This window comes from Klebsiella sp. Q11, from assembly GCF_964241505.1.
GTDB classification, from domain to species: domain Bacteria; phylum Pseudomonadota; class Gammaproteobacteria; order Enterobacterales; family Enterobacteriaceae; genus Klebsiella; species Klebsiella michiganensis.
Genome location: NZ_CAXSXW010000010.1, coordinates 214,700 through 226,686, shown reverse-complemented (window position 1 = coordinate 226,686; position 11,987 = coordinate 214,700). Strand labels below are relative to the sequence as shown.

At 58.7% G+C, this 11,987-nt stretch carries 11 protein-coding genes; 7 read left to right on the top strand and 4 right to left on the bottom strand.

From position 1 onward, the window contains the following. The 4 genes from ACESQ2_RS18215 to citS form a co-directional block, all read right to left on the bottom strand. Positions 1-521: sodium ion-translocating decarboxylase subunit beta (locus tag ACESQ2_RS18215; RefSeq protein WP_204309154.1), on the bottom strand; the 521-nt coding region annotated here is incomplete at its 3' end. Between the two features lie 15 nt (positions 522-536). Further along, positions 537-2,306, bottom strand: coding sequence for a sodium-extruding oxaloacetate decarboxylase subunit alpha (gene oadA, locus ACESQ2_RS18210; protein ID WP_373171053.1), 1,770 nt, complete (start codon positions 2,304-2,306; stop codon positions 537-539). A gap of 15 nt (positions 2,307-2,321) precedes the next feature. Continuing rightward, the gene (locus ACESQ2_RS18205; RefSeq protein WP_345911763.1) at positions 2,322-2,570 is read right to left on the bottom strand and encodes an oxaloacetate decarboxylase subunit gamma; all 249 of its coding nucleotides are present in this window, start codon (positions 2,568-2,570) and stop codon (positions 2,322-2,324) included. A 160-nt stretch (positions 2,571-2,730) separates the two neighbouring features. Further along, complete coding sequence (gene citS / locus ACESQ2_RS18200; protein ID WP_014837380.1) at positions 2,731-4,071, bottom strand: citrate/sodium symporter CitS; 1,341 nt, start codon at positions 4,069-4,071, stop codon at positions 2,731-2,733. A gap of 405 nt (positions 4,072-4,476) precedes the next feature. Here citS and citC point away from each other — a divergent pair, with 405 nt between their 5' ends. The 7 genes from citC (at position 4,477) to carA (ending at position 11,832) form a co-directional block, all read left to right on the top strand. Then, on the top strand, positions 4,477-5,505 hold the full coding sequence (citC, locus tag ACESQ2_RS18195; RefSeq protein WP_025106466.1) for a [citrate (pro-3S)-lyase] ligase: 1,029 nt from the start codon (positions 4,477-4,479) through the stop codon (positions 5,503-5,505). A gap of 29 nt (positions 5,506-5,534) precedes the next feature. Further along, positions 5,535-5,828, top strand: coding sequence for a citrate lyase acyl carrier protein (citD, locus tag ACESQ2_RS18190; protein ID WP_014227881.1), 294 nt, complete (start codon positions 5,535-5,537; stop codon positions 5,826-5,828). Continuing rightward, a complete protein-coding gene (gene citE / locus ACESQ2_RS18185) occupies positions 5,825-6,694 on the top strand; it encodes a citrate (pro-3S)-lyase subunit beta (protein ID WP_046877817.1) in 870 nt (289 codons plus the stop codon). Before citD ends, citE begins: the two co-directional genes overlap by 4 nt. A 10-nt stretch (positions 6,695-6,704) precedes the next feature. Beyond that, positions 6,705-8,231, top strand: coding sequence for a citrate lyase subunit alpha (gene citF, locus ACESQ2_RS18180; RefSeq protein WP_085520376.1), 1,527 nt, complete (start codon positions 6,705-6,707; stop codon positions 8,229-8,231). Positions 8,232-8,313: 82 nt separating this feature from the next. After that, entirely contained in the window at positions 8,314-9,159 is an 846-nt protein-coding gene (gene citG, locus ACESQ2_RS18175) for a triphosphoribosyl-dephospho-CoA synthase CitG (protein ID WP_373171056.1), read from the top strand. Between the two features lie 245 nt (positions 9,160-9,404). Continuing rightward, complete coding sequence (gene dapB / locus ACESQ2_RS18170; protein WP_004098517.1) at positions 9,405-10,226, top strand: 4-hydroxy-tetrahydrodipicolinate reductase; 822 nt, start codon at positions 9,405-9,407, stop codon at positions 10,224-10,226. A 457-nt stretch (positions 10,227-10,683) separates the two neighbouring features. Next, positions 10,684-11,832 (top strand): glutamine-hydrolyzing carbamoyl-phosphate synthase small subunit, encoded by a 1,149-nt coding sequence (gene carA, locus ACESQ2_RS18165; RefSeq protein WP_373171052.1) that lies wholly within the window; start codon positions 10,684-10,686, stop codon positions 11,830-11,832. Positions 11,833-11,987 lie beyond the last annotated feature (155 nt).

The window sequence follows — 11,987 nt, the reverse complement described above, 5'->3', positions numbered from 1 at the left end:
ACCGTGGCGAAGATGCCGAACTGCGCCGCCGCCCCCAGCAGCAGGGTGCGCGGGTTGGCCAGCAGCGGGCCGAAGTCGGTCATCGCCCCGACGCCCATAAAAATCACCAGCGGGGCGATACCCGAGCCGATGGCGACCTTATAGAAGATGGCCAGCACCCCGGCGGAGTAGCCCATATCCACGGCGAGGTCCTCCATCTGCCCCTGCACCGACGGCAGGGCCAGGGCCAGCGCCTCCCTGATGGCGTGGACATCCGGCGTACAGTGGAGCTTCGCGGCAATCACCGCCAGCTGCCCGGCGTCGTGGTGCGCCAGCAGGCTCTCCAGGGCGGTCAGCGCCAGCCCGGCCTCCGGGATATTCGACAGCAGGCCGCCGAAGCCAATCGGCAGCAGCAGCAGCGGCTCGAACTTCCTCGCGATGGCCAGCCACAGCAGCAGCAGGCTCACCAGCAGCATGACGGCCTGGCCGGCGCCGAGGTGCATCAGCCCCATGCCCTGAATCAGGGCGTTCAGACTTTCCATTTCGCGTCCTCTTCCTTACGCCAGGCTCAGCAGGGTGTCGCCCACCGCCACCGCGTCCCCGGATTTCACCGCGATACCGCGCACGGTCCCGGCCTGCGCGGCGCGGATTTCGGTTTCCATCTTCATGGCTTCCAGAATCAGCAGCACGTCGCCTTCAGCCACCGTCTGGCCTTCCGTGGCAATGACCTTCCAGATGGTGCCCGCCAGCGGCGCGGTTACCGGGGTGCCGGCGCCTCCCGGGGCGGCTGCGGGGGCCGTGGCCTGAACGGGGGCCGCTGCCGTCAGCGGGCTGATATCGCCGCCGTCGCTGACCTTCACCACAAAGGCCTTGCCTTCCACTTCCACGGTGTAGACGCCGGAGGCGGCCGGTTTCTCTGCTTTCACCGCCGGTTTGACCTCTTCAGCCTGCGGCAGCGGCTCGAACGCCGCCGGGTTATGGCGGTTCTCAAGGAACTTCAGGCCGACCTGCGGGAACAGGGCCACGGTGAGCACGTCGTCGATGGCGTTGTCGGCAAGCTGAATATTCTTCTCCTGCGCCTGGCGCTTCACGTCGGCTTCCAGCTGCGCCAGCTCCGGCTTCAGCAGGTCCGCCGGACGGCAGGTGATGGCCTTTGCTCCGTCCAGCACCCGCGCCTGTAATGCCGCGTTGACCGGCACCGGGGTGTGGCCGTACTCGCCCTTCAGTATCCCGGCGGTCTCTTTCGCGATGGTTCTGTAGCGTTCGCCGGTCAGCACGTTAAGCACCGCCTGGGTGCCGACAATCTGCGAGGTCGGGGTGACCAGCGGGATAAAGCCGAGGTCCTCGCGCACCCGGGGGATTTCCGCCAGCACCTCATCCAGACGGTGGGCGGCGTTCTGCTGCTTCAGCTGGCCCTCGAGGTTGGTGAGCATCCCGCCCGGCACCTGGGCCACGAGGATACGGCTGTCGGTGCCCTTCAGCTGGCCTTCAAAGGCGTGGTATTTCCTGCGTACCTCGCGGAAGTACGCCGCGATGCTCTCAAGCCTGAGGATATCCAGCCCGGTGTCATGTTTTGTGCCTGCCAGCGTCGCCACCAGCGCTTCGGTGGCCGGGTGGCCGTAGGTGGCGCTCATGGAAGAGATGGCGGTATCGACACCGTCGACGCCGGCCTCGATGGCCTTCAGCAGGGCCATTTCCGCCATCCCGGTGGTGGCATGAGCATGCAGGTGCAGCCTGACGTCATAGCGCTTTTTGATTTCGCTCACCAGCTCGAAGGCCGCCATCGGGGTGAGAATGCCGGACATGTCCTTAATCGCGATGGAGTCGACGCCGGTCTCCAGCAGCTGTTCGGTCAGGTCGAGCCAGGTCTGCAGGGTGTGGACCGGACTGGTGGTGTAGGAGAGCGTTCCCTGGGCGTGGGCGCCGTGGCTGCGCACCGCCTGCAGGGCGGCCTGCATATTGCGCGGGTCGTTCATGGCGTCGAAGACGCGGAACACGTCCATGCCGTTTTTGACGGCGCGCTCGACGAAGCGCTGCACCACGTCATCGGCGTAGTGGCGGTAGCCGAGCAGGTTCTGGCCGCGGAGCAGCATCTGCAGCGGGGTCTTCGGCATGGCCTTTTTGAGCTCGCGCAGGCGGACCCAGGGGTCCTCGCCGAGGAAGCGGATGCAGGCGTCAAAGGTGGCGCCGCCCCAGCATTCAAGGGACCAGTAGCCCGCGTCATCGAGGGCGGCCGCAACGGGGAGCATATCGTCGAGGCGCAGGCGGGTGGCGAAAAGGGACTGGTGGGCGTCGCGCAGGACGACATCGGTAATGGCAACGGTCATGGATTCCTCCGTGAATTAAGGGTTAAGTCGGCGATGGTGGTGGATAGCGGCGGCAATCACCGGCGCCAGGCGGGCGAAGTCGTCAGCGGGCGCGGCGGGCGCAGGTGCCGCCTTCAGCGCGGGAGCCGGTTCCGGGAAGAAGCGGTTGACGGCGGCGGACATGCCGCGGATGGCGAAAATCAGCAGAAACAGAAACGCCAGCACGAACCCCATGCCGAGAAACATCAGGGTGAAGCCTTCACCCAGCAGTACAGCTTCAGTCATTGAAAGACCCTAAAGTAAGAGCACGACGGCGTGCCTGAAGGCTAACCAAACGATACTTCCGGCTAAGGAGTAGGGTGGATTTCCCGAAGCCGCCCCCGGCTCTGGACCCTAAAGAGCACCGCTGTGGTTGACGCTCAAACATCGCCATCGTGCGTGTTGGTTACATCATCATGCCGAACACAATGCTGGCGATGACCAGCACAATACCGCCGCCCAGACGGGAGGATATTTGCGCATAAGAGATAAGATTCATACGGTTACAGGCCGAGAGCACTTCCAGGTCACCCGAGCCGCCGCGGTTGGCCATGCACAGACCGGCGGTGATCGCGGACTCAATCGGGAAGAAGCCAATCATCCAGCCGCCGACGGCCGCGCCGACGACCGCACCCACCACGATCACCGCCGCGATGATGACGTTCGCGAAGGTAATCGCGTCGATAATTTCCTGCAGGTCGGTGTAGCACACGCCGACGCCGACCATCAGTACCCACAGCAGCTGCTTAGAGAAGAAGTCAGACAGGCGTTTGGCCCCGGCTTTAATCTCCGGCGAGCAGAGGCCGGAAGCGTTCAGCGCCGCGACGATCAGCACCATCCAGGCGAAATAGTGGATAGAGACGCCGCCAATGCTTGGCAAAATTTTCTTGGCAATAACGTAGGCCAGCAGGAAACAGGTGGTGGCGAGCACCAGGCCGACGGCGGTTTCGCGATGGGTAATCTGGCCCGCTTTTTCATCGTCGTCGACTTTAAAGGAGGCTTTACGCACCAGTTCGCCTTCACCGCTCAGCCAGGTGTGTTTTTTACCGATAATATCGAGGAGTGCAGCAAAGACGATGGCAAAGATGTTGGCGATGGTCAGGATAGCAATCGCGGTGGAGTAGTACTCTTCACGCGAACGACCGGTGACGGAGTGATAAATTTCAGACAGCGGCACCGCGCCCGCGCCGTTGCCGCCACCCATAATCGGCAGGACGTACAGCATCATGATGCGGTCGATGGAGATACCGAAGCACAGACCAATGATAATCCCGAAGATGGATGCGCCGAGGATCCCCATTAAAATGGTCGGAATATAACCCAGCAGAGATTTCAGCAGCAGCTTGCGGTTAACCGAGAGGATTGCGCCGGTAATCAATACTGCGATGAATAAGTTCAGGAAGTTACTTTTATCCATCACATTAGTGATTGCATCAATTTCTTTCTGGGTGAAAATGCCGGCGTAAACGAAATAGGCGGCCACGAGGAAGATCATCACCGGCGCGCCGCCAATATATTTATTGAAGATTGGCAGGCGTTTGCCAATTTCGCCAAAAACGGCGCCAATGATAAACATGATCGCGAAGCCACCAACAATGTCGGTCGGCAGGGCATTATAAAAGTGTGAAAGTAGTAAAGTGATTAACGCAAAGGCGTAAAGCGGTAGCGGCATGCCGAAGATTTTAAACCCCAGAATATCGCTAACCCCTTTTTTCTCCGCAGATGGAGCCTGGCTCATATTAGTCATATGACGTCACCCTGTTAAAAAAAGGAATATACACATCATCCTTCAAGCTGCCTCTTTGTTGGCAGCCTTCACTCACCCCAGTCACTTACTATGCGTAAGCTCCTGGGGATTCATTCAGTTACCGCCTCGATGCAACTTGAATGATTTTGTGTATTAATGCCGTTAGAAAAAACAATAATAGGACGGCGGCATAATAATAAATATGTTCCCCGGCGATATGTGATTATCTTCACTGATTAGTCGTGTTTTTAATTAATTTAATTGTTTTTATTCTTCTGAATTAATTAACAACATAAAAACCATAAAGCCAATTAAGGTACGCGGAAAAATGTGATTGAAATAAAAGAACCGCTGCGGGAACGATGGCGAAATACAGCTCGTTTTGGTCAATGAAGCGCGAAAAAAATGAATCTGATAGTAAAACGCGTCGCGGTACAGCTCGACCCACGGCGGCGAGAGGCCGTTGACCTCTTTCTTCATCAGCACCAGCTCTCGCTGGAGGCGGACTGCGAATGGGCGATTATCGTCGAGTACCAGCGGCGCATTGTCGGCTGCGGCGCCATTGCCGGATGCGTCCTGAAGTGTATTGCCGTCGACCCGTCGCTGCAGGGGGAAGGGCTCAGCCTGAAGCTGCTGACTGAACTGATGACCCTGGCGTATGAGCTGGGCCGCAGCGAACTGTTTCTGTTCACTAAACCCTATAACGCGGCGCTCTTCTCCTGCGCCGGGTTCTGGCCTATCGCCCGCGCGGGGGAGCAGGCCGTGTTAATGGAAAATAGCCGCGAACGTCTGGCCCGCTATTGCCGCCAGCTTACGATGTATCGTCAGCCCGGCGAAAAAATCGGCGCCATCGTGATGAACGCCAATCCCTTTACCCTGGGGCATCGTTGGCTGGTGGAGCAGGCGGCTCAACGCTGCGACTGGCTGCATCTGTTCGTGGTGAAGGAGGATGCTTCGTTTTTCCGCTACCGCGATCGCGTGGCGCTGATTGAACAGGGGATCGCCGGGATCGCCAACGTGACCCTGCATCCGGGATCGGCCTATCTGATCTCGCGCGCCACTTTTCCCGGCTACTTCCTTAAAGACAAAGGCGTGGTTGACGATTGCCACAGCCAGATCGATCTGCAGCTCTTTCGCGAACGTTTAGCCCCGGCGCTGGGCGTGACCCACCGCTTTGTCGGCAGCGAACCGCTGTGTGAATTAACCCGTCGCTACAACCAGCGCATGCGCCAGCTGCTGGAAGCGCCCGGCGACGCGCCGGCGATTCAGGTGGTTGAGCTGGCGCGGGTTGAGAAAGAGGGCGCGCCCATTTCCGCTTCCCGGGTGCGCAGGCTGTATCAGCAGCGCCAGTGGTCGTCGATTGCGCCGCTGGTGCCGCCGGGAACCCTCTCTTTTCTGATGCATCTGGCGGAAAGCGAACACCAAACCGCCTGATTTACCTCCATAACTAAGGATCAGCCTCTATGGAAATGATGATTGACGCCCTGGCCGGCACGCTGGAATCCAGCGATGTGATGGTCAGGATCGGGCCTGCGAATGAGCCAGGTATTCAGCTTGAAATCGACAGCATTGTGAAGCAGCAGTTTGGCGCGGCGATTGAGCGGGTGGTCAGAGAGACGCTGACGCAGCTTGGCGTTACCCGGGCGAACGTCGTCGTCGATGATAAAGGCGCGCTCGAATGCGTACTGAAGGCTCGGGTTCAGGCCGCGGCGCTGCGCGCGGCGCAACAATCTCAACCGCACTGGAGTCAGCTATGAAACCTCGTCGCAGTATGCTGTTTATCCCCGGCGCCAACGCCGCGATGTTAAGCACCTCATTTGTTTACGGCGCTGACGCGGTGATGTTCGACCTCGAAGATGCCGTCTCGCTCCGTGAAAAAGATACCGCCCGCCTGCTGGTGCATCATGCGCTACAGCATCCGCTCTACCGGGACGTGGAAACCGTGGTGCGCATTAACCCGCTCAGCACGCCGTTTGGTCTCGCCGACCTTGAGACGGTGGTGCGCGCGGGCGTCGATATGGTGCGCCTGCCGAAAACCGATAGCAAAGAAGATATCCATGAGCTGGAAGCGCAGGTCGAGCGGATTGAGCGCGAATGCGGCCGGGAAGTGGGCAGCACGAAATTAATGGCGGCGATAGAGTCGGCGCTGGGCGTAGTGAACGCGGTTGAGATCGCTCGCGCCAGCCCGCGCCTGTCGGCCATCGCGCTGGCGGCCTTCGATTACGTTATGGATATGGGCACCAGCCGCGGCGACGGCACCGAACTGTTTTACGCCCGCTGCGCTGTGCTGCACGCGGCGCGCGTCGCCGGGATCGCGGCGTACGACGTGGTGTGGTCGGATATTAACAATGAAGAGGGTTTCCTCGCGGAAGCGAATCTGGCGAAGAATCTTGGCTTTAACGGTAAATCGCTGGTTAACCCGCGCCAGATTGAGCTGCTGCACCAGGTTTATGCCCCCACGCTGAAAGACGTTGAACATGCGCGGGAGGTGATCGCGGCGGCGGAAGAGGCGGAAGCGCGCGGTCTGGGTGTGGTATCGCTGAACGGCAAGATGATAGATGGACCGATTATCGATCATGCGCGCAAAGTCGTGGCGCTGTCGGCTTCCGGCATTCGTGATTAAGGAGTAAATAATGAAAGAGACCGTAGCAATGCTTAATCAGCAGTACGTGATGCCGGAAGGATTAGCACCCTATGCGGGCGTGACGGCGCAGAGCCCGTGGCTGGCCAGCGAAAGCGAAAAGCGGCAGCGTAAAATCTGCGCCTCGCTGGAGGAGGCGATTCGCCGTTCCGGGCTGCAAAACGGCATGACCATCTCTTTTCACCACGCCTTCCGCGGCGGCGACAAGGTGGTCAATATGGTGGTGGCGAAGCTGGCTGAAATGGGTTTTCGCGATCTGACGCTGGCTTCAAGCTCGCTTATCGATGCCCACTGGCCGCTGATTGAGCATATTAAGAATGGCGTGATCCGCCAGATTTACACCTCGGGTCTGCGCGGTAAGCTGGGCGAAGCGATCTCCGCCGGCCTGATGGAAAACCCGGTACAAATCCACTCTCACGGCGGCCGGGCGCATTTAGTGCAAACCGGTGAGCTACGCATTGATGTGGCGTTCCTCGGCGTGCCGTGCTGCGATGAGTATGGCAACGCCAACGGCTTTAGCGGTAAATCCCGCTGCGGATCGCTGGGCTACGCCAGAGTGGATGCCGAGGCCGCCGGATGCGTGGTGCTGCTCACCGAAGAGTGGGTAGATTATCCAAACTATCCGGCCAGCATCGCCCAGGATCGGGTCGATCTGATCGTGCAGGTCGATGAGGTCGGCGATCCGGCGAAAATCACCGCCGGGGCGATCCGTTTGACCAGCAACCCGCGCGAACTGCTGATCGCCCGCCAGGCGGCGAAGGTGATCGAACACTCTGGTTATTTCAAAGACGGTTTCTCTTTGCAGACGGGGACCGGCGGCGCATCGTTGGCGGTGACCCGTTTCCTCGAAGATAAGATGCGTCGTAACAACATTACCGCCAGCTTTGGTCTGGGCGGGATCACCGGCACGATGGTCGATCTGCACGAAAAGGGGCTGATCAAAGCGCTGCTGGATACCCAGTCTTTTGACGGCGATGCCGCGCGTTCGCTGGCCAATAACCCTAACCATATCGAAATTTCCGCTAATCAGTACGCCAATCCCGGCTCGAAAGGCGTCTCCTGCGAACGCCTGAACGTGGTGATGCTGAGCGCGCTGGAGATCGATACCGGATTCAACGTTAACGTGATGACCGGCTCCAACGGCGTGCTGCGCGGCGCGTCCGGCGGCCACAGCGATACGGCGGCGGGCGCGGATTTAACCATTATCACCGCGCCGCTGGTGCGTGGGCGCATCCCGTGCGTGGTGGAGAAGGTGCTGACTCGCGTGACGCCGGGCGCCAGCGTGGATGTGCTGGTCACCGATCACGGTATCGCCGTCAACCCGGCGCGTCAGGACCTGATTGATAACCTGCGTAACGCGGGTATCCCGCTGCTGACCATTGAAGAGCTGCAGCAGCGCGCCGAACTGTTGACCGGCAAGCCTGACCCGATCGCCTTCACCGATCGGGTGGTGGCCGTGGTGCGCTATCGCGACGGGTCAGTGATTGATGTCATTCATCAGGTTAAAAGCGCCGGTTAAACGCGCTGAGGAGAAAGGCATGAGCGAAGTGATGATAAGCCAGCGTCGCCCGTTGAGCCGTCAAACGGTGACGGCGGAGGAGATGGTTTCTCGCGTGGAACGGGCGCTGCTGACCGAAGTCCGCCTGACGCCGAAACCGGGCCTGGTGGATATTCGTAACGCCGGCGCGCATCGGGATATGGATCTGGCCTCTTTTGAGGCCAGCACGGCGGCTGTCGCGCCATGGATGGAGAAGTTTTTCATTATGGGCCACGACACGGCCAATATCACGCCGGAGCAGGTATTGACGATGCTGCGTCCGGTGGGCATGGCGTGCGAGACGGATATGCTGGAGGCTACCGGCGGGGTGAATACCCATCGCGGCGCGATCTTCGCTTTTGGCCTGCTCTGCGCGGCGGCGGGAAGGCTGGTGGCCAGAGGGGAGCCGGTTGAACAGCACCGGGTTTGCGATCGGGTGGCCCGCTTCTGCCGCGGCCTGGTCGGGCGCGAGCTCTCCTCTCCAGAAGGAATGAAGGTCAGTAAAGGCGAAGGGCATTTCCTGCGCTACGGGCTCTCCGGCGCCAGAGGCGAAGCGGAAAGCGGCTTTCGCACCGTGCGCACTCAGGCGATGCCGGTCTTCAATCGCGTTATGGCGGACACCGGCGATACCAATCTGGCGTTACTGCAGACTCTGCTGCACCTGATGGCCTGGAATGACGATACCAATCTGGTGTCGCGCGGCGGGCTGGAAGGGCTCAATTTTGTGCAGCAGCAGGCGCAAAAGCTGCTGTGGGAAGGCGGGGTGCTGTCCGACGGCGGGATGGACGCGCTGCGCCGGCTGGATGATGAGCTGATTATTCGCCACCTTAGCCCGGGCGGCAGCGCCGACCTGCTGGCGGTCACCTGGTTCCTGTCCGGTTTCCCGGCCGGCGAGCTGTTCCTGCACTAATCGCTGCTTTTCTGTCGCCGTATTCCCCGGATTGGCCATACAGGGCCGGGCCGGGGTTGCGGACTGCGCGCGCTCCTCGCTTCTCACTACTCCACGGCAAATTCCCGGCACAATCTTATAGTTTTTACTGATATCGGCGGCAGTTTGTCATAAATTTCTAATTATCGGTGTTTTTGAGTAGCGGCTCATCGTTGGGCTGGTTACTCTGAAAACAATTTACGTAGTGTTAACAAAAGAGAATAGCTATGCATGATGCACAAATCCGCGTGGCCATCGCGGGCGCGGGCGGCCGGATGGGACGCCAGTTAATTCAGGCGGTACAGCAGATGGACGGCGCGGCGCTTGGCGCGGCGCTGGAGCGCGAAGGTTCCTCGCTGCTCGGCAGCGATGCGGGCGAGCTGGCGGGCGCGGGCAGGTCAGGGGTGGTGGTGCAAAGCAGCCTTGAGGCGGTAAAAGACGATTTTGACGTTTTCATCGATTTTACCCGCCCGGAAGGCACGCTGGCCCATCTTGCGTTTTGCCGTCAACACGGCAAAGGCATGGTTATCGGCACCACCGGCTTTGACGACGCCGGGAAGCAGGCGATTCGCGACGCTTCGCAGGAGATCGCCATCGTGTTTGCCGCCAACTTCAGCGTCGGCGTCAACGTGATGCTTAAGCTGCTGGAAAAGGCGGCGAAGGTGATGGGCGACTATACCGATATTGAGATTATCGAAGCGCATCATCGTCACAAAGTCGACGCGCCATCGGGTACGGCGCTGGCGATGGGCGAGGCGATTGCCGGAGCCCTGGATAAAGATCTGAAAGCGTGTGCGGTCTACAGTCGCGAAGGCTATACCGGCGAACGCGTTCCCGGCACCATCGGCTTTGCGACCGTGCGCGCCGGGGATATCGTCGGCGAACATACGGCGATGTTTGCGGATATCGGCGAACGTATTGAAATCAGCCATAAGGCTTCCAGCCGAATGACTTTTGCAAATGGTGCCGTTCGTTCCGCTTTATGGCTAAAAGGAAAGAAAAACGGTCTTTTTGATATGCGTGATGTGCTTGAATTGAACTCTTTATAACGATTATTACCCATCGTGATGTGGTTATTGCTTTCAATAAGTAATTGATTGCAAGGGGCAATGTTTTATTGCCCTTTTTTATTTTTGGCGTTTAATCGATTTTTTATCGCCAGGCCTGAAAAATACTATCTTATCCGCCTTATTTTTGTTGTTTTATTGTAAATTTTGACCATCTGGTCTACTTTTTCAATCCCTGCCCGGCGATTTTACAAACATCCTCCTCCGCAAGCGTTTTCCCGGGCGAGTTAGGTGATCTTTTTGCCCGTTAAGACAGGTATTGCTGAATAGTGGCCTGAAACAAGATTAAAAATATCCGCTTTAAGTTGACTTTTATCCGCCATCTCTCCAGAATGCCGCCGTTTGCCAAAATTCTGCGGGCAACAGATTTGCATTGATTCAGATCTACGTTATGAATTAATATGCAAATAAAGTGAGTGGATATTCTCTGGAGGGTGTTTTGATTAAGTCAGCGCTATTGGTTCTGGAAGACGGAACCCAGTTTCACGGTCGGGCCATTGGGGCTACCGGCACGGCGGTTGGGGAAGTCGTTTTCAATACTTCAATGACCGGTTATCAAGAAATCCTCACTGATCCTTCCTATTCCCGCCAAATCGTCACTCTAACTTATCCCCATATCGGCAACGTCGGCACCAATGCCGCCGATGAAGAATCTTCTCAGGTACATGCGCAGGGTCTGGTCATTCGCGATCTGCCGCTGATTGCCAGCAACTTCCGCAATACCGAAGACCTCTCTTCTTATCTGAAGCGCCACAATATCGTGGCGATTGCCGATATCGATACCCGTAAGCTGACCCGCCTGCTGCGCGAAAAAGGCGCGCAGAACGGCTGCATCATCGCCGGCGATAGCCCGGATGCGCAGCTGGCGCTGGAAAAAGCGAAAGCGTTCCCGGGCCTCAACGGCATGGATCTGGCGAAGGAAGTGACCACCGCAGAAACCTACAGCTGGACGCAGGGGAGCTGGACGCTGGCGGGCGACCTGCCGGAAGCCAAAGCGGAAAGCGAGCTGCCGTTCCACGTGGTGGCCTACGATTTCGGCGCCAAGCGCAACATCCTGCGCATGCTGGTCGATCGCGGCTGCCGTCTGACGGTGGTGCCGGCAAAGACCTCCGCTGAAGAGGTGCTGAAGATGAATCCGGACGGTATCTTCCTGTCTAACGGTCCCGGCGACCCGGCGCCCTGCGACTACGCTATCGCAGCGATTGAGAAGTTCCTGGAGACCGATATTCCGGTATTCGGCATCTGCCTCGGCCACCAGCTGCTGGCTCTGGCGAGCGGCGCGAAGACCGTGAAGATGAAGTTCGGCCACCACGGCGGCAACCATCCGGTAAAAGATATTGATAACAACGTGGTGATGATCACCGCGCAGAACCACGGCTTTGCGGTGGATGAGGCGTCTATGCCCGCCCACCTGCGCGTGACCCACAAGTCGCTGTTCGACGGCACCCTGCAGGGGATTCACCGTACCGATAAACCGGCGTTCAGCTTCCAGGGGCATCCGGAGGCGAGCCCCGGCCCGCACGATGCCGCACCGCTGTTCGACCATTTTATCGAGTTAATTAAGCTCTACCGTCAGTCCGCGAAATAATCAGAACCTGTTTATGTTCTGCTGTGCTCGGGAATACGGCGTTAAAAATTTGTTCAAAATGCTCATTTACGTTTTGTAAACTGCGCTTTCTCACAAATTTTTTCCTTGTCTACCCATCGCTCGCGACGACCATAAACAGGTTCTTCGGAGAAGAA

Coding starts and splice junctions, on each gene's coding strand:
- oadA (WP_373171053.1), bottom strand. CDS start 2,306: ATGACCGTTGCCATTACCGATGTCGTCCTGCGCGACGCCCACCAGTCC.
- ACESQ2_RS18205 (WP_345911763.1), bottom strand. CDS start 2,570: ATGACTGAAGCTGTACTGCTGGGTGAAGGCTTCACCCTGATGTTTCTC.
- citS (WP_014837380.1), bottom strand. CDS start 4,071: ATGACTAATATGAGCCAGGCTCCATCTGCGGAGAAAAAAGGGGTTAGC.
- citC (WP_025106466.1), top strand. CDS start 4,477: ATGAATCTGATAGTAAAACGCGTCGCGGTACAGCTCGACCCACGGCGG.
- citD (WP_014227881.1), top strand. CDS start 5,535: ATGGAAATGATGATTGACGCCCTGGCCGGCACGCTGGAATCCAGCGAT.
- citE (WP_046877817.1), top strand. CDS start 5,825: ATGAAACCTCGTCGCAGTATGCTGTTTATCCCCGGCGCCAACGCCGCG.
- citF (WP_085520376.1), top strand. CDS start 6,705: ATGAAAGAGACCGTAGCAATGCTTAATCAGCAGTACGTGATGCCGGAA.
- citG (WP_373171056.1), top strand. CDS start 8,314: ATGGTTTCTCGCGTGGAACGGGCGCTGCTGACCGAAGTCCGCCTGACG.
- dapB (WP_004098517.1), top strand. CDS start 9,405: ATGCATGATGCACAAATCCGCGTGGCCATCGCGGGCGCGGGCGGCCGG.